21 protein-coding genes (1 of these 21 cut by a window edge) are annotated in these 23,202 nt (G+C 37.4%); 6 read left to right on the forward strand and 15 right to left on the reverse strand.

Annotated features, from left to right (window positions below):
- The 11 genes from G5B37_RS14290 to G5B37_RS14340 form a co-directional block, all read right to left on the reverse strand.
- On the reverse strand, positions 1-704 hold the 5' portion of the coding sequence (locus G5B37_RS14290) for a DUF4249 family protein (protein WP_164680690.1). 97 nt of this gene lie to the left of the window's left edge; 704 of the gene's 801 nt are visible here — the first part of the coding sequence; its start codon is at positions 702-704; the stop codon falls past the left edge of the window.
- A gap of 5 nt (positions 705-709) precedes the next feature.
- Positions 710-3,070, reverse strand: a complete 2,361-nt coding sequence (locus tag G5B37_RS14295; RefSeq protein ID WP_263649811.1) for a TonB-dependent receptor — start codon at positions 3,068-3,070, stop codon at positions 710-712.
- Between the two features lie 92 nt (positions 3,071-3,162).
- A complete protein-coding gene (locus G5B37_RS14300; RefSeq protein ID WP_164680692.1) occupies positions 3,163-5,391 on the reverse strand; it encodes an NADP-dependent isocitrate dehydrogenase in 2,229 nt (742 codons plus the stop codon).
- A gap of 654 nt (positions 5,392-6,045) precedes the next feature.
- Positions 6,046-6,396 carry a 50S ribosomal protein L19 gene (gene rplS / locus G5B37_RS14305; protein WP_164680693.1) on the reverse strand — a complete coding sequence of 117 codons (351 nt, stop codon included), beginning with the start codon at positions 6,394-6,396 and terminating at the stop codon, positions 6,046-6,048.
- A 233-nt stretch (positions 6,397-6,629) separates the two neighbouring features.
- Positions 6,630-7,307 (reverse strand): tRNA (guanosine(37)-N1)-methyltransferase TrmD, encoded by a 678-nt coding sequence (trmD, locus tag G5B37_RS14310; protein ID WP_164680694.1) that lies wholly within the window; start codon positions 7,305-7,307, stop codon positions 6,630-6,632.
- A gap of 42 nt (positions 7,308-7,349) precedes the next feature.
- The gene (locus tag G5B37_RS14315) at positions 7,350-8,717 is read right to left on the reverse strand and encodes a DEAD/DEAH box helicase (RefSeq protein WP_164680695.1); all 1,368 of its coding nucleotides are present in this window, start codon (positions 8,715-8,717) and stop codon (positions 7,350-7,352) included.
- 72 nt (positions 8,718-8,789) lie between these two features.
- The gene (locus G5B37_RS14320) at positions 8,790-9,284 is read right to left on the reverse strand and encodes a tetratricopeptide repeat protein (protein WP_164680696.1); all 495 of its coding nucleotides are present in this window, start codon (positions 9,282-9,284) and stop codon (positions 8,790-8,792) included.
- 38 nt (positions 9,285-9,322) lie between these two features.
- Positions 9,323-9,766 carry a GNAT family N-acetyltransferase gene (locus G5B37_RS14325; RefSeq protein WP_164680697.1) on the reverse strand — a complete coding sequence of 148 codons (444 nt, stop codon included), beginning with the start codon at positions 9,764-9,766 and terminating at the stop codon, positions 9,323-9,325.
- Positions 9,767-9,772: 6 nt separating this feature from the next.
- Positions 9,773-10,999, reverse strand: a complete 1,227-nt coding sequence (locus tag G5B37_RS14330; protein WP_164680698.1) for a DUF748 domain-containing protein — start codon at positions 10,997-10,999, stop codon at positions 9,773-9,775.
- Between the two features lie 114 nt (positions 11,000-11,113).
- On the reverse strand, positions 11,114-12,562 hold the full coding sequence (locus G5B37_RS14335; RefSeq protein ID WP_164680699.1) for a glyceraldehyde-3-phosphate dehydrogenase: 1,449 nt from the start codon (positions 12,560-12,562) through the stop codon (positions 11,114-11,116).
- A gap of 165 nt (positions 12,563-12,727) precedes the next feature.
- Positions 12,728-14,110, reverse strand: coding sequence for a trypsin-like peptidase domain-containing protein (locus G5B37_RS14340; protein WP_164680700.1), 1,383 nt, complete (start codon positions 14,108-14,110; stop codon positions 12,728-12,730).
- Between the two features lie 131 nt (positions 14,111-14,241).
- Here G5B37_RS14340 and dapF point away from each other — a divergent pair, with 131 nt between their 5' ends.
- The 5 genes from dapF (at position 14,242) to G5B37_RS14365 (ending at position 18,452) form a co-directional block, all read left to right on the forward strand.
- Positions 14,242-15,018: a diaminopimelate epimerase gene (gene dapF / locus G5B37_RS14345; protein ID WP_164680701.1), complete on the forward strand. Its 777-nt coding sequence runs from the start codon at positions 14,242-14,244 to the stop codon at positions 15,016-15,018.
- The gene (locus G5B37_RS14350; protein WP_164680702.1) at positions 15,019-15,549 is read left to right on the forward strand and encodes a GNAT family N-acetyltransferase; all 531 of its coding nucleotides are present in this window, start codon (positions 15,019-15,021) and stop codon (positions 15,547-15,549) included.
- Between the two features lie 19 nt (positions 15,550-15,568).
- Positions 15,569-16,612: an endolytic transglycosylase MltG gene (mltG, locus tag G5B37_RS14355; RefSeq protein ID WP_164680703.1), complete on the forward strand. Its 1,044-nt coding sequence runs from the start codon at positions 15,569-15,571 to the stop codon at positions 16,610-16,612.
- A 273-nt stretch (positions 16,613-16,885) separates the two neighbouring features.
- Entirely contained in the window at positions 16,886-17,533 is a 648-nt protein-coding gene (locus G5B37_RS14360; protein WP_164680704.1) for a hypothetical protein, read from the forward strand.
- 268 nt (positions 17,534-17,801) lie between these two features.
- Positions 17,802-18,452, forward strand: a complete 651-nt coding sequence (locus G5B37_RS14365; protein WP_164680705.1) for a peptidoglycan-binding protein LysM — start codon at positions 17,802-17,804, stop codon at positions 18,450-18,452.
- Positions 18,453-18,459: 7 nt separating this feature from the next.
- Here G5B37_RS14365 and G5B37_RS14370 read toward each other — a convergent pair whose 3' ends face one another.
- The 4 genes from G5B37_RS14370 to dnaA all read right to left on the reverse strand — a co-directional run bounded on the left by G5B37_RS14370 (position 18,460) and on the right by dnaA (position 22,584).
- Complete coding sequence (locus G5B37_RS14370) at positions 18,460-19,173, reverse strand: SAM-dependent methyltransferase (protein WP_164680706.1); 714 nt, start codon at positions 19,171-19,173, stop codon at positions 18,460-18,462.
- An 8-nt stretch (positions 19,174-19,181) separates the two neighbouring features.
- Entirely contained in the window at positions 19,182-20,570 is a 1,389-nt protein-coding gene (locus tag G5B37_RS14375; RefSeq protein WP_164680707.1) for a PQQ-dependent sugar dehydrogenase, read from the reverse strand.
- Positions 20,571-20,623: 53 nt separating this feature from the next.
- Positions 20,624-21,073, reverse strand: a complete 450-nt coding sequence (locus G5B37_RS14380) for a low molecular weight protein-tyrosine-phosphatase (RefSeq protein WP_164680708.1) — start codon at positions 21,071-21,073, stop codon at positions 20,624-20,626.
- Positions 21,074-21,156: 83 nt separating this feature from the next.
- The gene (gene dnaA / locus G5B37_RS14385; RefSeq protein WP_164680709.1) at positions 21,157-22,584 is read right to left on the reverse strand and encodes a chromosomal replication initiator protein DnaA; all 1,428 of its coding nucleotides are present in this window, start codon (positions 22,582-22,584) and stop codon (positions 21,157-21,159) included.
- A 204-nt stretch (positions 22,585-22,788) separates the two neighbouring features.
- Between dnaA and G5B37_RS14390 the strand changes: the two genes are divergently transcribed.
- A complete protein-coding gene (locus tag G5B37_RS14390; protein WP_164680710.1) occupies positions 22,789-23,184 on the forward strand; it encodes an acyl-CoA thioesterase in 396 nt (131 codons plus the stop codon).
- Positions 23,185-23,202: the final 18 nt, after the last annotated feature.

Consider the following 23,202-nt stretch of genomic DNA (forward strand, 5'->3'; position numbering starts at 1 on the left):
ACTGTAGCGGGTTGTGTTTCAAATGGGCCGCCACCATCTTCAGAGCTTTGTTGAAGTAAGGTGAACATAAAGTTATAGAATTGTTGATCTACTCCGCTTAAAAAGAAGGTTACTTCGTCGTTGGGTTCAATGTCTTCAACTAAGTAGAAACCAAAGATTTCATTGCCATCAAAGAATTCATCATAAAAAGTGTCGTAAACATTACCAGCTTCACTTAAGCCTTCAAAAAAGTAGTAATTTTCTACACCGGCTGGGTCTGTAAAGAATGCTTTTAGCTCTATGTCTTCACCAGAGAAGCCGCCATCATTGCGCTGTTCTACAAATTCTAAGGGAGGTACGGTATTTAGAACTTCAGATGCCGTATAAACTTGGCCATTGTAATTAATCTCTAAGGTATAAGTCTCATTGTCTTCTACCGAAATATTTGCCGTGTACACCCCGTTGGAGGTGTGTGTTAATTCACTTGTTCCAGACGCATCTGTAATTGTAACTATTGCATTAGAAACTGTTGGTATTGTTGTTCCAAAAAATGGTGCTGTAGTGGTAATGCGCACATAAACCTGTGATTCATTGGTAGCTAAATCTCTAGTTAGTTTCGCATCTATAACTACTTTTGGAGTGTCTTCATTTAGCTCTATTTCAACAACATCTTCGCATGAAATACTCACAATTGCTACTGCGATAAGTATAAATAGCTTCTTCATCATCATCAAAATTTAAAGTTATAAGTAATTGCGGGGATAATACCGAAAATAGACAAGCGTACAGCTTCATTCTGACCAATATCTGTATTTTCTCTAAAGGAAAGGGAGGCAGCATTTCGTCTATTGTAAATATTGTAAACACTAAATACCCACTCACTCTTCCAACGTTTGGGGTTGTTGGGTTTTGGAGTCCAAGTTGCAGCAATATCTATATGATGAAAAGCTGCGAGTCTACTGCTATTTCTTGCTTCGTACACTGGCACAACAATGTTGTTAAATTCGTATTGCCCGTTGGGAAATGTACTTGGGCGCCCGGTTTGATATATTCCATTTGCGCTAAATGACCATTTTTTGTTAAGCTCGTATTGTGCGGTAACAGAAATATCATGGGGTTTATCCCAAGCAGAATTGTACCATTGTCCGTTGTTGATTCCAATTTCTTCTGTAGTTCTTCCTGGGGTGCGTTGTTCACTTTTTGACAAGGTGTAGGCTATCCAACCCGTTAATTTTCCTTCAGTCTTTCTAAATAATAATTCTAATCCGTAGGCTCTAGCTTCACCGTTTAATAAAATTTGCTCTACTGCATCGTTGGCAATTAGGTCTGCATCATCTACATAATCGAGACGATTTGAAACTGTTTTATAAAATGTTTCAACTTCAAAAGAATAGTTTTCAAATTTTTTAAAGAAGCCAGCTGCCACTTGATCTGCTAATTGTGGTTCTATAAATTTTCCGCTGGGAGCATAAATATCGAAAGGAGTTGGGGAGGTGGTATTGCTTATAAGATGAATATATTGTGCTGTGCGATTGTAACTGGCCTTTACTGAAGACGTTTCATTAAGTTGAAATGCCGCAGCAATACGGGGCTCGAGATTTGCAAAAGACTTAATGGTCTCACTTCTTTTAAATGAAATGGTATCAATTGGTGTTGCCTTTTGGTAAATATCTAAATCTGAATTATACAGAATAGGGTTGTCATTACTGTAAACATTTAAGGCGTCCTGCCCAAGTCTATTGAAAGTAGAAAATCTTAGTCCCGCTTGAACAGAGAGTTGGTCTGTTACTTCAATTTCTGCGTCTGCATACAGTGCATTTTCTGTGGCGTATTTGTCAGTAAGTTTAAACGGATTGATGCCTGAAGTTTCGGTTGTAGGATTAATTTCACCTGGGTTAAACTGGTAATAAATACCATTAAGACCGTACTGGAGTTTTAAATTGTCAGAAAGGTAGTGGGTAAAATCATATTTTAAGTTGAAATTTTGAATGCCACTGTCAAAATCGAATTCTACGAAATTTAATTCAAGACCGTAATAATAGTCTGAATAAATTAGGGATAGATTGCTAAAGAGCTTGTCGTTAAAAATATGATTCCAGCGTAAATTGATAGTTGCATTTCCGAAGTTATTACTGAAACTATCTGCGATTGAAAATACATCTCGACCAAAATAACCAGAAAGAAATATCCTGTTTTTCTCGTTAAGGTTGTAGCTAATTTTGGTATTAAGGTCGTAAAAGTATGCAATGTTATCGTTGTCAAAGAGCGGTAAGAATAAGTGAGCATAACTACTGCGACCACCCACTAGAAAAGATGCGGTGTCTTTTTTAATAGGTCCTTCAAGCAACAGCCTGCTCGCTACTAGACCAATACCGCCATTGGCTTTAAATTGTTTTTTATTTCCGTCTTTTTGATAAATGTCTAAGACTGAAGAAATACGCCCTCCATAACGAGCAGGAATACCTCCTTTGTAAAGTGTTAGATCTTTAATAGCATCGGGATTAAAAACCGAGAAGAAACCAAATAAGTGTGAAGAGTTATAGAGTGTGGCTTCATCGAGTAGAATCAAATTTTGATCGGCTGCGCCACCACGAACGTTAAATCCGCTGGCACCCTCACCAGCATTTGTAACGCCAGGTAACAATGTAATGGCCTTAATTACATCTTTCTCCCCTAATACCACAGGTATTTTTTTAATGGTTTCTGCAGTGAGTCTATTAACACTCATCTCTGGTTTTCTAATATTGAGAGCTTCAATATCTGTTTTAATAATCACTTCATCCAATTGTTGGGTATCTATGGCTAGTGCATTATTTAGCGTGGTGTTTTCTGAAAGGGTTACACTGTTTTTAACAGTGGCAAAACCTATCGTGCTGAAATAGACATCGTATGTTCCTTCGGGAAGTGTGATAGAGTAGAAGCCGTATTCGTTGGTAATGGCTCCAGTTTCGAGAGCAGGTATTACAACATTTACCCCGAAAAGTGTCTCGCCAGTATCGGCTTCAGACACAATCCCGCTAAGGGTGTATTTTTCTTGAGAAAAAGCTGTGATGCCTATAAATAAGCATACAACCCATAATATGTTTTTCAATTTCAATTTTTTATCAGACAACAAAAATTCCTAAAAATGAGTGGCAAAGGTTGCACAGGCAAGTGCATTTGCCTGTGTAACCTTTTTTATTTTTAAACAATTCCTGCAAGAATATTATTTAGCGTAGTACTCGCACGCATTTCACTATTTACAAGTGCCTCATTTGGCTTATAATAGCCTTCGATGTTTACAGGGCTTCCTTGGGCTTCATTTAACTCGCTTAATATGATAGTTTCATTTTCTGCCAATTGGGTTGCAATAGGAGTAAATCTTTCTTTTAAAACTTCATCCTTATCTTGGTTTGCAAGAGCCTGTGCCCAATAAAGTGCTAGGTAAAAATGGCTACCTCTATTATCTAACTCGTTTACTTTTCTTGAAGGGCCTTTTTTGTTTTCTAATAACTTTTCAGTAGCCTCGTCTAATGTTTCTGAAAGTGAAATTGCTTTGTCATTATTATACGTTGTTCCTAAATGTTCTAGCGACACCGCGATGGCTAAGAATTCGCCAAGCGAATCCCAGCGTAGGTGACCTTCTTCTACAAATTGTTGCACATGTTTTGGGGCAGAGCCTCCGGCACCAGTTTCAAAAAGACCGCCACCATTCATTAATGGAACAATAGATAACATTTTTGCACTGGTTCCTAATTCTAGAATTGGAAAGAGGTCAGTAAGGTAATCTCGCAAGACGTTACCTGTTACAGAAATAGTATTTTCTCCTTTGCGAACTCGTTCTAGCGTATAAGAGGTGGCTTTTTCTGGAGATAGAATTTTTATTTCTAATCCGCTCGTATCATGATTTGGGAGGTATGTGTTTACTTTTTTAATTAATTCAGCATCGTGTGCTCGTTCTTGGTCTAACCAAAATATTGCCGGCCAACCGGTAGCTCTCGCACGACTTACTGCCAATTTCACCCAATCTTGAATAGGTAAATCTTTAACCTGGCACATACGCCAAATATCACCTTCATTCACGTTGTGTGTCATGAGAACGTTACCAGCGTTGTCAACAACTTCAACAACTCCCGCATTTTTTATTTCAAATGTCTTATCATGAGATCCGTATTCTTCGGCTTTTTGTGCCATAAGTCCCACATTAGGTACGGTACCCATAGTTGTTGGATCAAAGGCGCCATGCTTTTTACAAAAATCAATTGTTGCTTGGTATACGGCAGCATAACTACTATCTGGAATTACGGCTTTGGTGTCTTGCTGCTCTCCTTGCGCATTCCACATTTGTCCAGACGTTCTAATCATTGCTGGCATAGAAGCATCTATAATGACATCACTTGGTACATGCAGGTTTGTAATACCTTTGTCGCTATTTACCATTGCTAAATCCGGATTATCCTGCATTGCTACATTGATATCTGCCATGATTTCGTTACGTTTTGCTTCTGGCAGTTTAACAAGATCATTTAGGAGATCTCCAAAACCGTTGTTCACATCAACTCCAATTTCAGAAAAAACAGCGCTGTGTTTATCAAAAACATCTTTAAAGAACACACGAACAGCGTGTCCAAAAATAATTGGGTCACTTACTTTCATCATGGTCGCTTTCATGTGTAATGAAAAAAGTAGACCTTGATCTTTAGCATCTTTTATTTGTTCTGTTAAAAAAGCAAGTAACGCTTTCTTTTCTAGAACACTGGCGTCTATAATTTCACCACTTAACAACGAGATGTTTTCTTTTAATATAGTTTGTGAACCGTCTGTTGCTTTTAAAACAATAGATACACTCCCTTGGTTTTGTACGGTTACAGACTGCTCATTGTGGCGAAAATCGCCTGCACTCATTGTGGCAACATGACTTTTACTTGTGGCGCTCCAGGCACCCATGCGGTGAGGATTTTTCTTCGCGTAGTTCTTTACAGCTTTTGGTGCACGACGGTCGCTATTACCTTCTCTAAGCACTGGGTTTACAGCACTACCTTTTACTTTGTCGTAGGCTGCCTTAATTTTTTGCTCATCGTTATTTGTTGGATTCTCTGGGTAGTCTGGTATGGCAAAGCCTTTTGATTGTAGTTCTGAGATAGCGGCTACCAATTGAGGTACAGAAGCGCTAATATTAGGAAGCTTTATAATATTTGCTTCGGGAGTTTTAGCAAGTTCTCCAAGTTCTGCCAAGGCATCTGGAACGCGTTGGTCTTCGGTAATGTAATCTGACATGGTTGCTAAAATTCTACCCGCTAAAGAGATGTCTCTAGTCTCAATATCGATATTTGAAGGTCCTGTAAATGCTTTAATGATAGGCAATAGGGAATGTGTTGCTAAGAATGGAGCTTCATCAGTTTTGGTATAAATAATTTTAGCTGTTTTAGTCATGTTGCAGATTTTATAACGGTTGATTGTCGTTTAATAGTGTTGAAATTCCCTCTAAAAGATGGGTTGCAAAGATACGGATTTAGTCGGTGCTTAAAAAGGGAAGTTGTGCCATGAATTGAAAGTTTAGCACTTTTTTATAATAAATAATAGAAACGTATTCTTGCTTTACTTTGGGGTGGGTATAAAAACAAGAAAAGCCATAACAATGTGCTAGGCACTCTGCTATGGCTCCTTGTGAAAACGTGTCGTTACCAACTCATCTTGACGATGTATAGCAAGTTTATTAAAACCTTGCAGTTGTGACCGTATTTCAAAAAGAAGTATTATTGTTTTTGTGATAGGCGATTCTTTAATTTACATTATTGAATACATCCTCAAAAACTACTTCCGTACTTTTTAAAAATCTCCAAAGTAACCATCTACAAGAAATCGTTAGCTTGTCAAACAATTTTCAAAAAGAAATAAAGAACGTTACTTTATGTTTACAAAACAATGGTTGCATTGTTTCGATAGTGCTAATGTACTACACTAATTTAAATTACCAAGAAATGTAAGGTGTTAGATATGAACAATTTATAAACCTCAGTTATAAACAATTGTTCACAAAAAAAAGCGACCCTAAAATGGAGTCGCTTTATATACGGTAGGTACAGCTTATTGACGCTTTTCGCGGATTCTAGCTTTTTTACCTGTAAGACCTCTAAAGTAGTAGATACGCTTTCTACGAACGCTACCTTTTTTGTTTATCTCAATTTTTTGTAATGCAGGTAAGTTCATTGGGAAGATACGCTCTACACCAACAGTTCCTGACATTTTTCTAATAGTAAAGGTTTGAGTTGTTCCTGTTCCTCTTAATTGAATAACAACACCTCTAAAAAACTGTGTTCTTGTTTTTTCTCCTTCACGGATTTCGTAGTACACAGTAATTGTGTCTCCAGCTCCAAATTTTGGAAATTCTTTTTTCGTTACGAATTCGTCTTGTACAAATTTTATTAACGCTTCCATGTTTACTTTTTTGATAATGTTATGTTTACAGCAACATTCACGAAGATCGTCAGAGGTTGGTATAAATCGAGTGCAAAGATACTCTTTTTTTAAAATGAGCCAACTGTCTAAGCGATAAATTACAAAGTGTACTTGGTTATTCGTGTTTTGTTCTGAAATATCCAAACATGATACATGCTACCTAGTTTACAATCACTCGCTTATAGTCTATAAATGAACTTTACAAAAAGGTCCTAATCCTCTAATAAATCGGGTCTTCGTTCTTCGGTGCGCTTATATGCTTGTTCTTCACGCCACACATCTATTTTGGGAGTATTGCCACTGGTTAAAATTTCAGGAACTTTCCAGCCTTTGTAGTCTGCTGGCCGCGTATAAATAGGTGGGGCTAATAAGTTGTCTTGAAAACTATCTGTTAAGGCACTGGTTTCATTACCCAGAACACCAGGTATAAGTCTTATGACAGCATCACATACAATGGCAGCTGCTAATTCACCTCCGCTTAAAACGTAGTCACCAACTGAAATTTCTCTAGTAATGAATTGATCTCGCACCCGCTGATCGACTCCTTTGTAATGACCACACAAAATAATAATGTTTTCTTTCAGTGAAAGCTCATTAGCATCGCCCTGAGTTAGCGTTTTGCCATCTGGAGTCATGTATATTACTTCGTTGTAGTCTCGTTGCGATTTCAACTTAGTAATACATTTATCAATTGGTTCAATCATCATAACCATACCCGCACCTCCTCCAAATTGGTAGTCGTCTATTTGCTTGTATTTATTGGTTGCAAATTCGCGCAAATTATGAAAATGTACTTCTACCAAGCCTTTTTCGATAGCGCGTTTTAAAATTGACGCTTCAAACGGACTATGTAATAACTCTGGTACAACACTGATGATGTCTATGCGCATTGAAATGGTTTAAATTAGACTACTATAGCCTTGTTTATTGCGTTAGAAGGGTTTTTTTCCTTTGTTTTTGTTACGCTGATTAAAATTTTTATCGCCTTTTGTTTTTGCCTTTTTATATTTCTTTTTGATGGTGCGTTTGTAACTACCTCCTTGATTTGTCTTACTGTTTTTTGCGCTTTTCTCATGAAAACTAGCTCCTACTTCCTCTGTATTTCTTTTGTGCGGATTGTCTCGCTCTATAATTTTTGGCTGTTCTTCCCAGGTTAATTTGGTACTTATCTTGAGGTCTTCGGGAAGGGGAAGTCCATTAATTTTCATGTCCATTAAGTCTTCAATAACGGTTTTTAATGGCTGTTCTTTTTCCGTAGAAAAAAGCATAGAAACCCCTTGTGCCTTAGCCCGCCCTGTACGTCCAATACGATGCATGTAATTTTCGGGATAGCGCGGAGTGTCTACATTAATAACATGACTAATTGCGTCTAAATCTAGTCCGCGAGCCATAACATCTGTAGTCACTAAAATTCGGGTGACTTTGTTATTAAAGTTGTTTATTGAACGTATTCTATAATTCTGAGTTTTATTAGAATGAATAACAGCGACTTCTTTGCCAAATTTGACTTCAAGTAATTCGAAAAGTAAATCGGCCGACTTCTTGTTAGGTACAAAAACCAGAACCTTTTTGTAAGTCTCTTTTTTCTTTAATAGATGAAGCAATAAATTTGCTTTCGTATAAAAATTGGGTACGTTATAGGCAAACTGCTCAATATTGGTGAGCGGAGTTCCGCTAACGGCAACCGAAATCGTTTCTGGATTTCTAAAAAACACATCGATAAATTCGGCAACATCTTCGGTCATAGTTGCAGAAAATAAAATATGCTGCCGAGGTTCAGGAAGTACTTCAAGAATATTAGTTAGTTGAAACCTAAAACCGAGGTCTAGCATAATATCTACCTCGTCTATTACTACTTTTTTTACTGCCTTTACTTTTAAGGCTCTGCATAAAATTAAATCGTATAAACGTCCAGGGGTTGCTACTACAATGTCGGCTCCTTGCATTACTAGCTCTTTGTGAGTGTTCATATTTACGCCACCATATACCCCAGCAACCTTTATAGAAGAGTAGGCGCCAATCTTTTCAATTTCATGGGTAACTTGTAACACCAATTCGCGCGTAGGTACAATAACAATGATTCGCGTTTCTTTCTTTTTTGAAAACTTTAAACCATTAATAAGTGGAAGTGTATAGGCAAGGGTTTTACCTGTTCCTGTTTGTGCAATACCAACTACATCTCTACCTGCCATAATGGGGCTAAACGTACGCGACTGAATGGGCGTAGATTGTGTAAACCCCAAATCTTCAAGGGCGAAATGTAATTGCTTTGTAAGATTAAAATCCTGAAAGGAATTCATTTTTAGCTGCTTTTCTGCAAAACTACCACAATGAACTGGTTAACATACCTTTTTTAGGGTATTATCGCAGTTTTAAAAAAGTTCTTTTTTCGACTTACAGCGTTCAATAGACTTTTTAGCGCGGTCTAAGGTAGCCTGATCTAAGGTGTTAAGGCCTGCATTTCTGAATTGCTCTATAGCTTGGTCTAGTTTACCTTGCTGCTCGTACATGATGGCGTATTCGTTATAAATGGTAGATTTTGTAACACCCGGAATATTTAAGGCTTGGTCTAAGAGTTCTTTTAATTCATCCCATTTACCAAGTGTAGATAAAAGCACCGAATAGTTGTAATAGATGGCCGGATACATAGGTGATTTCTCTAAACACAATTTGTAGAGTGTCTCTCCTTTTTCATATTCCTTAAATTTTGTCTCATATAAAAACCCCAAATGGTTGTATGTTTTTCCGTAGTTAGGATCGATTTTTATCATTTCTTCTAAGATGTTTTCAGCTTTTTCATAGTGCCCATTTTTAATAGCTGCGTTGGCATTATCCAACATCTCTTCTAGTTTTGTAAGGTGGTCCATGTATTGAAGTTTAAGAATATAAAAATAAGGAAAATTCTCTAGTGTATTTCCCAGGTATAATGAAAAACTGCGGTATCTTTTTTCCAGCCAATTCGTTCATACAAGTGTTGTGCTGGATTGTGAGTTTCTGTTTCTAATGTAATTCCCTTTGCACCTTTTAAAATAGCAAATTGTTTAGCATGCTGCATTAAGGCTTCACCAACCCCCTTTTTTCTATGTGCTTCGGAAACGTACAAATCGTTTAAAATATAGGTGCGTTGGGTTGAAACCGAAGAAAATGACGGATAGAGCTGTGTAAATCCCATAGCTTCTTCGTTTTCTGAAATCGCTATAAATATGGTAGAGTCGCCCTTTTCTAATCGTTCTGTAAGAAATTTTTCGGCCCGGGCTATGTCTGAAGGTTGTTTGTAAAAAACCCTGTAGCCATTAAACAGTGGAGTAAGTTTATTGAGATGACTAAGAGTAGCCGCTTGTATTTTCATATCAATTTAGTTGTCGTCGTTTTTATCTTCGTCTTCGGCACCATCAAAAATACGTTTTAATAATCCATCTGTGGTATCATTTTTACGTGCTTCACGTTTTTTTTCTCGTTGCTTTTTGCGTAGTTCTCTTTTTTCTTTTTTGGTAAGATTGGAGTCGTTAAAGGCATCTTCAAATTCGATGTCATCATCAACATCACCTTTAAAAGCACTAATCCATGCGTTTTCAAAAATGTTGAATACGGTAGCCCAAACCCCTGCTTTCGTATTATTTAAATCGCCTTCTATAGGTACTTTAGTTGCTATAGTATTGGTTCCTTGATTTTTCAGAATAAATTTAAAAAAACCAACAAGTCCTTCCCATAAAACGCCTAAAAAACCATCTTCTTTTCCTATGAGTTTAGAGTCTTTTAAAAGCGGTTTTATGTATCCTTTAAGGTAACCATCTGCAATAGCAATTTCACTGTAGAGGCTAAAATCTCCTTCTTCAAAATCTATACCTGCATAATGTCTGGTAAATGGGTTTAGTGCAGTAACATTAGAATGTTCTAAGGCAAAATTGAGATTCAAGTCTGGTATTTCTTTAATAATATTTACGTTTCCGTCTAGTTTTACATTTCCACCACCAATAGAGATACCTGTGGCTGTTACTGGCGAAGGCAATACACGTTCTTTTTCTACTACATTACGCAGATTGCTTGCAGTAAGGTGAATTTTATCAATATGAATATCAATGTTTGGGTCGCTGTCTAATTCAACAAAGGCAAATTTGCCGTCAAAAACTTCAAACTTGTTTATTTCTAGCGGGACAATATCGGTAAGAGCTTTGGTCCAGTCGTCTATATTTGCTTTACCCTCTACAGGTGTAGTTTCCTGGTCTTCTAGAATATAGATTACCTCAGGGCTAGTCATAATTATTTCTGCTACTATGCTACCATCAAAAAGTGCGCCCCATTCGATAGAGATATCTGTTTTAGGAAAATTTAAAAAAGGTACTTGGGTATCTGCGTCTACTTTGTCTAAATACATTCCTTCTACAACATAAGCCCCACGATAAAGAGCCATGTCTACATCTTCTACTTGGCCGTAGTATCCTGGAATGTCTGCTAGTACCTCGTTTATGTAGTCTTTCACCCAATACGGAAGGTATATTCTTGCCGCAATTAATAACGCCAAAATAATTATAGGGATTGTATACCGCTTCTTCTTATATGCCTTTCGCTTGTTCTTAGTCATTATATCTTTCTCTGTATCACAAAATTGAAAGAATACCGACTAATATTGAGTTAAGGGAGTCATAAAAAAGCCCAGTCTTATGGACTGGGCTAAAATTATATTATGTAGATACTATTAGTAATACGTATATCTTCTAACATTAGAAATATACTTTGCCAATCTAATTACCTGATGGCTGTACCCGTATTCATTATCGTACCATACGTATAAAACAGCGTTTTTTCCATCTGCAGCAACTATTGTTGCATTGCTATCAAAGATTGAGGGTGCCGAAGAACCAACAATATCGCTTGACACAAGTTCATTATTGAGGCTGTATTTTATTTGTTCTACTAGGTTGCCCTCTAATGCATACTTTTTCATGATAGCGTTAATACCATCGATTGAAGTTTTTGCTTCAAGTTCAAGTTTTAAAATAGCCAATGATCCATTAGGAACAGGCACTCGTATGGCATTTGAGGTAAGCTTTCCTTCAAAAGAAGGTAGTGCCTTACTTACAGCCTGACCAGCTCCAGTTTCGGTAATAACCATGTTAAGCGCGGCCGCACGACCACGTCTGTATTTTTTATGCATGTTATCTACCAAGTTTTGATCGTTGGTATATGCATGAATAGTTTCTAAATGTCCTTGTACTACGCCAAAGCTATCTTCTATTGCTTTTAAAACTGGTGTGATTGCATTGGTTGTACATGACGCCGCAGAGAATATATTAACCTTTGCAGGATCGTGCTCTTCATGATTTACACCATGAACAATATTCGGTACATTTTTTCCAGGAGCTGTTAATAATACTTTGCTCGCTCCATTTGGTACAAGGTGACGTGCCAAGGCAACATCATCTCTAAAGGCACCTGTATTGTCTATAATTAGCGCGTCGTTAATTCCATAGTCTGTATAGTCTATATCTTCTGGCTGATTCGCAGAGATTATATGTACAGTCGTACCATTAATAATTAGTGCTTTGTTTTCAACATCTACACTAACAGTTCCTAAAAAATCACCATGAACCGAGTCGTATTGTAATAAAGATGCTCTTTTTTCTAGCACTGTTTGATCTACATTTCCTCTAGTTACGATAGCACGAAGGCGCATTTGGTTTCCTTTACCAGTACGTGTCATTAACTCACGTGCCAATAATCTACCAATACGTCCGAAGCCATATAAAACCACATCTTTTGGAGTTATATCTTTTACGTCCTTAGCATCTTTTAGTTTGTCTGAAACAAATGCTAAAGCGTTCTCGTATTGATTGTCTTCTAGGTGATACTCATAGGTTAGTTTTCCTATGTCTAGTTTTGCTGGAGGAAGATCTAGTGTTTGAATTGCCTGAGCAATCTCTACACTATCGAAGATTGAAATTGGTTTTTGAACAAATTCGCCCGCATATTCGTGTAAGTTTAAAATTTCACTCACGTTACGGTCGATTAGTTGATTGCGAAAAAGCACGAGTTCAATCGACTTATCGTACCAAAGGTCGCTAACGGTTTTAATAAATTCTACGGAAGCCTTACGGCGATCGGTTTGAAAAGACAGTTCTTTTTCATAAACGTCATCAAAACTCATAGTGGTTGTTTTTTAGAGGCCCCTTTTTGTTGAACAGGGCGGGTTTAAATTTGGGTGCAAAAATACAGATTTTTACGCTCTTATAGAAGTATATTTATAAATAAACACCCCATCACTAATTAAAGTTTAGGGGTGTTTGTATTTAACAGAATAATTATGATTATTCTACCTAAATATGTATGAATTTAGTTGGCCATTACCATCGACAAAGGTCAATTTTACAGCTTCTCCAAATCCGCCAGTTCTCATAATTTGTTTTACGTCGTCAATATTGCTAACATCTTTATCGTTTACTTTTACAATAATTGCCCCTTTAAGCACCGCTAGATCTTGCGATTGCGTATCTGAAACCACAACGCCATTTTCTACACCAAATGCTTTTAGTTGTGCCCGATTGGCGTTTCGTATTTCTAGTCCTGTGTCTTCAATAGTAAATGTTTCAAGTTTAATAAGGGTAACAGGTATAGTTTTATTATTTCCGTTTCGCACAACAGTTACATCTACCACATCATCTGGTCTTTTTGAACCTAAATAGCCAACAAGGTCAGAGAATTTCGCCACTTTATAACCATCGATATTTTTTATAATATCTCCTTTTTTTAGTCCGCCTTTATCGGCACCACTTCCTTTTTCAATATCTGCAATGTATACGCCTTCGGAAATATCTACTCCTTGTCGCTGCGCGAGTTTAGTATTTATGGTAGAAATTCCTAGAATACCGCGTTGCACGTTTCCAAATTCCATGATGTCTTCTATCACTTTTCTAGCGTTGTTGCTAGGTACAGCGAAAGAATACCCTACATAACTTCCCGTTTCCGAAGTAATGGCTGTGTTAATACCTACTAATTCGCCCCGTGTGTTTACCAAGGCTCCTCCACTGTTTCCGCGATTAACGGCGGCATCGGTTTGGATAAACGATTGCGGATTGCGGTCAAATTCGTTTAAGTCACGTGCTTTTGCGCTCACAATACCAGCTGTAACAGTAGATGTAAGGTTAAACGGATTCCCAACGGCGAGTACCCATTCTCCAATTTTTATCTCGTTGCTATCGCCAAACGGAACATATGGAAATTCGTCATTACTATCTAGTTTAATTAAAGCAATATCGGTCTTAGGGTCTGTGCCAACCAGTTCTGCATTATACGTTCTGTTATCGTTTAAAGTAACCTGCAATTGTGCGGCATTTTCGATTACGTGATTATTGGTTACTATGTAACCGTCTGGTGAAATAATAACACCACTACCTGAACCAACAACAGGTTTGCTTTTACCACCACCATAAAAATATTCCATCATATTAGAGGGGCGACGATTTGTAGTTGTGTTTTGAACATGTACCACGGCATGTACTGTTCTTTCTGCAGCATCTGTGAAATCGGTATTTATCGCAGCCGAATTTACCCCAGCGTAGTTTGTGGGTATAAATGAAGATTCGTTTTGAGTGACGTAAGCTGTCGGTGTGTCAGATTCAACAAAAAACTTGTATCCTCCTAAAGTTACTGCTCCTGCGATTAGAGCAACCATGAATAATTTAGCAGTCTGTTTCATACGTTTTTCTTTTAATTATAATTTAGTAACACTTTTAAGACGATACTATTGTAGTAACATTTCGTATTTAACGCACATTTAACAGCTATAAAATATGATGACACGCCGCCGCAATTTGTACATTTGCAGTCATGACCATTCAGTTCTATAAATATCAAGGTACGGGCAACGATTTTATACTTGTAGATAATCGTCTGTTACAATTCCCCAAAAACAATACCAAATTGGTGGCACAATTATGTGACCGAAAATTTGGCATAGGAGCAGACGGACTCATATTGCTTGAGCGTCATGAGACGGCAGATTTCACAATGATATACTATAATTCTGACGGAAATAGTAGTAGCATGTGTGGCAACGGGGGTCGATGTATTGTTCATTTCGCTAATTTTCTGGGTTTAATTGAAAATGAAACTCATTTTGAAGCCGTCGATGGTATGCATGAGGCGTTGCTTAAAGACGGGCTTGTACACCTAAAAATGACAGATGTATTTAAAGTTTCCGAAGAAAAAGAACATACGTTTGTAGATACAGGTTCGCCCCATCATGTACAATTTGTCACCAATCTTGAAAGGTATGATGTGTTTAAGGAGGGTAGGCAAATTAGGAATAACCTGTACGGAAGCGCTGGAGCTAATGTGAATTTTGTTGAAAAACTTGCAGCAAACACGTTTGCCGTGCGAACATACGAGCGTGGAGTGGAAGACGAAACACTGTCGTGTGGTACCGGAGTTACTGCTGTGGCTATTGCAATGCATGCAGGAGGAAACGCCACCTTAGATAAAATTACATTACAACAACCTGGCGGCGAATTGTACGTTACATTTACTGAAGCTGAAGGTGTCTACACTTCCATTTATTTAATTGGTCCAGCTACACAGGTTTTTAATGGAGCTATTACAATTTAAATGAAAACGCTAAAAGGAGAACATATAAGTTTAAGAGCATTAGAATCATCTGATTTAGAGTTTTTGTATGCGTTAGAGAATGATGAAGGATTATGGGAAATTAGTAATACTACGCAACCGTATTCTAAATATGTACTACAACAATATTTAGACAATGCGCATAGAGATATTTATGAAGTAAAACAATTACGTCTTGTAATTTGTGCTGAAGAAGACAACCGACCCATTGGTTTTGTAGATTTGTTCGATTTTGAACCAAAGCATCGAAGAGCAGGAGTAGGAATTGTTGTTTTTAACCCTGAAGATAGGGGTAAAGGTATGGCAATGGAAGCATTAGAACTGTTGCAAAAATATGCTGCGGTACATTTAAATTTGCATCAGTTGTACGCGAATATTACCAATGATAATCAGAAAAGTATCGAATTGTTCGAAAAAGTTGGGTATAAGAAAGCGGGTGTAAAGAAAGATTGGATTCTAGCTAACGGTAAGTATAAAGACGAATGGTTGTATCAACTCATCTTAGAAAAATAAATAATAAGGTAAAGGGATTATGTATATAAAGAAAATTCTCATCGCAATTGTGTTGCTCGGACTGGTAGGAATGGCAATTTTTTCGTGGTATGTGTATACTACAGTTTTTACGCCTAACACTGCTTTTAATAATACAGAAGCCCATATTTATATACCAACTAATGCGTCTTTTGCAGAGGTGGTTGAGGAAGTAGAGCCTTTGCTTGAAGATGTAGAAAGTTTTGTGGCGGTGGCCAATAGAAAAGGGTATGCAACTAACGTAAAGCCTGGACATTATGTTATTAAGAATGGGATGTCTAATAATGACATCATTAATAGTATTCGCAGCGGCAATATTCCAATTAAAGTGAAATTTAATAACCAGGAACGTTTAGAAAATTTAGCAGGAGCCATTGCCAATCAGATTGAAGCAGATAGTCTTTCCTTATTGAGAGCTATGAAGGATGAGGTTTTCTTAGAAGCGCAAAAGTTTGATACCGCAACAGCCCTTGCTATGTATGTACCTAATACATACGAAGTCTATTGGAACACTTCTGCTGAAGGGTTTCGTGATAAAATGGCTTCAGAATATAAGCGTTTTTGGAATGCAGAACGAATTGGAAAAGCGGCTGCATTAAAAATGACGCCAACAGAGGTGATTTCTTTGGCGGCTATCGTTCAGAAAGAAACGGCAAAGGTAGATGAGCGGAAACGAGTGGCTGGAGTGTACATGAATAGATTGAGTCGCGGAATGTTATTACAAGCAGACCCTACGGTGATTTATGCCAAAAAGCGAGCAGAAAATGATTTTGATCAAATTATTAAAAGAGTCCTATATGCAGATCTTGAATTAGATTCTCCATACAACACATATAAATATGCTGGTGTGCCGCCTGGCCCTATCGCCATGCCTGATATTACTGCTATAGACGCTGTATTAAATTATGAAAAGCACGACTATTTGTATTTTGTGGCAAATGTTCAGAATTTTGGATATCATAAATTTGCAAAAACGCTTTCTCAACACAATAGAAACAAAGCCGAATACGTACGATGGATCTCCCAACAGGGGGTGAATAGGTAGTATAGACGGGTTTCTTCTTTGTTTCGTTAAACCTTTATTAATCCTACGGTTAAAGAGTGTTAATAGCTCTAAATCTATCGGTATATGTAGTATATTGATTTCAATGTTCTTTGATAATAAAGAACACGAAAATATTTAGTTCATTGACGTACAGATTTCATAAAGCCTTTTAGCAAGCATGAATTTGCTAGCTACACTTTTATGTTTGTTTTAGGTAATTTCCTACTAGCACGAAGCTAGCGGGCAATAATTATAAACTAAAATAAATAGAACATGATAAATCGTTTTATGAAATTGTCTGTGCTGCTCCTACTTGTGGCTTTTGCCATTGTAGGTTTTTCACCTAAGAAAACAGTGAAACGTAATAGCAGTTCTATATTTATCTCAAATATTGCAGGAGAGCTAGCCTATGTTCCTAATGCATATGAGGTAATTATGAACCCAAGTGAGGATGTTCCTTTTCTTGGGAAGTCATTTCTTGGTTTTAGTGAAGACCTCGGCTTTAGTGAAAGCAGTGGTAATTATAAGGCTGTGAACAGACTTGGATACATGGGCAAATATCAGTTTGGCCGTTCTGCCCTTTCATGGGTAGGCGTGAAGAGTAAAAGAAACTTTTTGAACAATCCAGACTTGCAAGAAGAAGCATTTTCAACATTAATTTCTTTGAACAAGTTTGTTCTGAAAGATTATATTACTCAATACGTAGGCGAGAATATAGCTGGTGTTGTTGTAACCGAATCTGGAATTATTGCAGCAGCCCATTTGGGAGGTGCTGGAAATGTTATAAAATTTCTAGAATCTAAAGGGGATACAATTTTTGCAGACGCAAATAATATCCCTATCACAAAGTACATGATTAACTTTGGGGGCTACGATCTAGCCTCGATTCTCCCCGATGCAAACGCAAGAGTGACACTATAATTATTGAAAAAGTTGAGTTGACAAGCTCAACTTTTTTCATTTTAGGATGTTCATAACTTAGTTCATTGTTTTTTAGGGGATTATCAATTTAAAGTCTATTTCATTGTTAATTTCACTTCTGGTAACAAGAACTACTACGAGTATGAAAAAAAGCCAAAAATCGCCTTTAACATTTTTTAACACCCTGAATATCAAAATTGTAAAATAAGTTGTACTTTTGCACGCTGAAATTGAGGTGGGACTTTACCTACCAAAATTCAATATAGAAATGAAAGTAAAATTTATACGAATTGGTATCCTATTGTTTGCAGTACTGTTTATTGCAACAGGATTTTCATTCAGAAAGAAAAAGGAAGTTTCTCTTTTTTCTACTGAAGGGTTAGAGCTTTATTTTCACGTACCTACACAAGATGAGGTACTAGAAAGTACACCGCTAGTTACTGAAAACTATAATTTGTTTCTTGGAAAAACCTATGTTGGGTTTCGAGAAGCATTGGGGTTTAAAGAATCTAGAGGAGATTACAGTATTATAAATGAGTTTGGTTATCTAGGGAAATATCAGTTTAATATTAATACCCTAAAAATGGTTGGCGTCTATAGCGCAGATCGTTTTATGAACGATGCCAAGTTGCAAGAAGCCGCATTTAGTGCCTATACGTCTAGAAATAAATGGATTTTACGACGTGATATTAAACGCTATGTTGGAAGAACCATTGGTGGCGTTCGCGTAACCGAGTCAGGTATTCTTGCTGCAGCTCATTTAGCAGGTGCTGGTAATGTGAAAAAATACCTTAGAAGTGGTGGTGCTGAAGGTTTCAGCGATGCCTTTGGTACTTCTATTGGATATTATCTTAAGAAATTTTCTGGGTATGATACTTCGTTTATCAAGCCAAATCAGAAAGCAAAAGTACGCGTGTAATAAGCGCTTATTTTTGAATAATAAATATAGTGGGTCTCTTATTGAGATCCACTTTTTGTTTACTCCAAACCGAAGCTGGTAAAGTTTTTATATACTCTGTTGGCAAGGTGATATCGCAAGCAACACATATTTGGGTGTCTGCTTGTACTGTTGAAAGAATACTCTCTAACAGTTGGTTGTTTCGGTAAGGCGTTTCAATAAATAGTTGCGATTGATTACGTTCTGCAGATAATCGCTCCAGTCTTTTTATTTCAAGCCTACGCTCACGCTTGTCAATAGGGAGATAACCGTTAAAAGCAAAATTCTGACCGTTAAGTCCGCTACCCATCAATGCCAACAAAATAGAAGAAGGGCCCACCAACGGAACCACTTTTATGTTTTGTCGGTGCGCAGCTGCCACCACTAATGCCCCTGGGTCTGCAACTCCAGGACAACCTGCATCACTAAGAACACCTACATCAAACCCAGCATGACAAGGGGCAAGCATAGCCGGTGTTTCACTTTCGTCGGTGAATTTATTAATAAGACTTATTTGTAAGTCAGGCTGCGATTTACGAGGTGAGATGCTTTTAATGAAACTACGCACATTTTTCTCGTGTTCTGCAATGTAATGGTCAATTTCTTCAACGGCCTTTTTAACCAATAAGGGTAGTACTTCAAGGGGTGGTGTGTCACCCAATGTACATGGTATTAAATATAAATTACCTTTTTTTGCTTCCATGGTAAAGTCTATTTTACCACTAATTTTTTTACAAACGTCTGGTTATTGTCGGTAGTTCCTTTCAATAAATAAATACCCTGCGATAAGCCGGCTACATTAATAGAAATGTTTGCTGCTGAAATATTAGATTCAGATAGTAACACACTACCTTTCATGTCCATTATGGCAAAACTCGATAAGAGGTCGTTGCTGAGTAATAAGTTTACTTCATTTTCGGCTGGGTTTGGATATAACTTAAAATCATTTGTGTTAAACTCATCAACTCCGATGATTGGTTTATCTTCGACGATACGAGAAATTGCTCCGCTATAGTTAACGATAAAAAGCTCATCTTCATTATTTACGCCAAAGGCCGACCAGTTTCCTCCAAACGTTCCGAGGTTGTTAAAATTGTTAGCGCTATCTACCGTACCAATAACTCCAGTTCCAAAATCGGCGAAAAAATAGTACCCTTGTAGTGAGGGCTGCAAGGTACCATTGTACACATAACCTCCAGTGATTGAAAACCCTACAGAGTGTGGATATTCTGCTACTGGAAACGTAAGTGTGCTACTAGGAGGGCATGTTGTTGGAGCCCCCGCGAACGGACTGCTACCTTCAAAACAATTCCACCCGTAGTTAAGTCCATCTTCGCTGGCACCTGCTTTATTTATCTCTTCAATGGCGTTCTGTCCAACATCGGCTATCCAAAGATCATCTGTGGCACTATCGAACGAAAATTTCCAAGCATTTCTTAAGCCATATGCCCAAATCTCTTGTGCTTTAGAAGGGTCTCCAGCAAATGGGTTGTCGGCTGGTATACTATAGTTGGTTGAGCCTACTGTATTGTCAATATCAATTCTTAGAAGTTTTCCTAGCAGTAATTCTGTGTTTTGTGCTCTGTCGCCTGGATCACCACCCGAACCTCCATCGCCTGATGAAATATACAAATAGCCATCTTGTCCAAATGCTATACAGCCCCCATTATGATTAGAAAAGGGCTGTTCGTAATCTATAATCTTTAATTCAGATCCAGATAACGCGCTATTAGGGTCTCCTGGATCTACAGAAAATCTAGAGACTTGCGTTGTTAAAATACCTCCAACATTTACCGTGTAGTTAACAAAAAAGAAACCGTTTGTCGCATAGTTTGGGTGAAATGCAAGGCCTAAGAGTCCGCGTTCTCCACAGCACGCTACTTGTCCAGAAATATCTAAAAATGGCGTTGGTAGCGTTGTTCCAGAACCATCTATAATTTTGATGGTACCTCCTTGTTCTACAACAAAAAGTCTATCGTCCCCGGCGTTTTTAAGTTCAATAGGGTCATCAAACCCAGATGCGTAGGGTTCTAAAAGTATATCTTGTGCAAAGGAAATCGTCGTTGCGAAAACCAGCAATAGTGTTGTAATTTGTTTCATAGCATGTATTTTTTTCGAAATACTAAGATACTTAAAAGTAGTCGAACCAAAAACTAAAGTCTACGTGCAATTTTATCGCAAGCTGCGTCTAGCATGTTGTAAACATCTTTAAATCCTTGATCTCCACCATGATAAGGGTCAGGTACGTCCCTTTTTTCTCCAGGATGTATTTCTTCTAAAATAAGTTGAACCTTTTTTTCTTCGGAAGGTGTGGTAGCAAGCTTAATGACATCTCGATAATTACTTTTATCCATCACAAAAATATGATCATAAATTTCAAAGTCGTATGTAGAGAATTGTTTGCCACGCTGGTCGGTTATGTCTAAACCATGTGCATTTGCAACTTCAATGCTACGAGGGTCTGGGAGTTCGCCAACGTGCCAACCTCCTGTACCTGCAGAGCTTACCTCAATGCGGTTAGAGTCTACTTTCGATTTTAGGATGCCTTCTGCCAAAGGAGAGCGGCAGATATTACCAAGGCAAACCATGAGTACTTTTTTCATTCGATTAATTTATATTTTTCATGTAAAATTTCAACTGTACGCATAAAAAATCCCGCAGAAAGCAGGATTTAATAGTTGGTCTGTTAGAGCGTTAATTTTTTCTGAAGATCTTCTACGTACTTTCTAAATTGCTTGTCTGTACTGGAAAGATTATCTACAGTCTTACAAGCGTGTAATACTGTGGCGTGGTCTCTTTGGCCAATTTGCGAGCCAATTGAAGCTAAAGACGCTTTGGTAAACTTCTTAGCAAAAAACATTGCAAGCTGTCTAGCCTGAACAATATGGCGTTTACGTGTTTTAGATTGCAGTGTTTCTACATCCATTTGGAAATATTCACTTACTACCTTTTGTATGTAGTCTATAGAAACCTCTCGCTTGGTATGTTTTACGTAGTTGTCTACTATTTTCTTAGCAAGATCTATGGTAATGTCTTTCTTGTTGAAAGAAGAATGTGCGATAAGCGAAATAATGGCACCTTCTAATTCTCGAATATTAGTTTTAATATTATTAGCCAAGAATTCTACAATGTCTTCTGGCATTTCAACACCATCGCGGTATAACTTATTTTTTATGATAGCTACACGTGTGTCGTAGTCTGGGTGGTTGAGTTCTGCTGAAAGTCCCCACTTAAAACGAGATAAGAGTCGCTGCTCAATATCAATCATGTCTACCGGGGCTTTATCACTAGTTAAAATGACTTGCTTGCCGTTTTGATGTAAATGATTAAAAATATGGAAGAAAACATCTTGTGTTCCAGCCTTTCCAGAAAGCAACTGAATATCATCTACAATAAGTACATCAATAATCTGATAAAAATGTATAAAATCGTTTCTGTTGTTCTTTTTTACACTCTCAATATATTGTTGTGTAAACTTTTCCGCAGAAATATAAAGCACTGTTTTTTCTGGGTACTTATCTTTTATATCTACCCCAATAGCATGCGCTAAATGTGTTTTTCCTAAACCAACACCACCAAAAACAAGCAACGGATTAAAACTTGTGCCACCTGGTTTATTGGCAACTGCCATACCTGCAGAACGCGCTAACCGGTTTGATTCTCCTTCCAGAAAGTTTTCAAAATTGTACGAAGGATTAAGCTGTGATTCGATTTTTACATTACGAATGCCCGGAATTACAAATGGGTTTTTAAGCTGAGGGTTTTTATTTTTTATAGGTACGTCTACTTCTTGAGACTGAACACTAGAACGATTGGCACTCGGAATTTTTTCAGTAAAAGGTTGCTTGTTGCCATAGGTGTTTTCCATTTTAATAACATACACCAATTTGGCTTGAGACCCCAACTCTTTAGTAAGTGCAACTTTTAAAATTTTCACATAGTGCTCTTCTAGCCACTCGTAGAAAAATTTACTTGGCACCTGTATGCTAAGCGCTGTATCTGTAAGCTTCACTGCTTTTATTGGTTCGAACCAAGTTTTGTACGCTTGTGAAGTGATATTATCTTCAATAAAGGACAAACAGTTGTTCCAAACCGATGGTGCAGTTTTGCTCATAATTTATGCAGTGGTTGCGTTAGTTAATACTGGGTGGCTAAAAAAATAGAAAAAGAACATTTCTAACGGTTTCTTAGCGATGCAAATATGTGAACAAAAAATTGAAAAAAAAAACACTTTAGGTATTGAATTTCTACTTTTTTTTTCTCATACTGTAATCTATTCAAACATACAAAAAACTTCCCCCTTTTTGGCATAAATTTTATGAAAAAAAATCTTACAAAATTAAGAGTGCGTTATGCAGAGACCGATCAAATGGGTGTGGTGTACTACGGAAATTACGCTCAATACTTAGAACAAGGAAGAACCGAATGGCTGCGCGAACTGGGCTTTTCTTACAAATGGATGGAAGAAAATAACGTGCTACTGCCAGTTACAAATCTCAACATAAACTATAAGCTGCCAGCGCGTTACGACGATGTTATTTCCATTACAACGAGCCTAAAGAATATTCCTACATTTAAAATTGAGTTTTACTACGAAATTCACAATCAATTAGGCGAACTCCTCATTAGTGCAGAGACTACCTTAGTTTTTATAAATGCCACTTCAAATAAGCTCATGAAGGCACCTAATTATTTGTTGGAAAAATTGACGTAATAGTTAAACAAAAATAGC

It is taken from the genome of Rasiella rasia, assembly GCF_011044175.1.
Taxonomy (GTDB): domain Bacteria; phylum Bacteroidota; class Bacteroidia; order Flavobacteriales; family Flavobacteriaceae; genus Marinirhabdus; species Marinirhabdus rasia.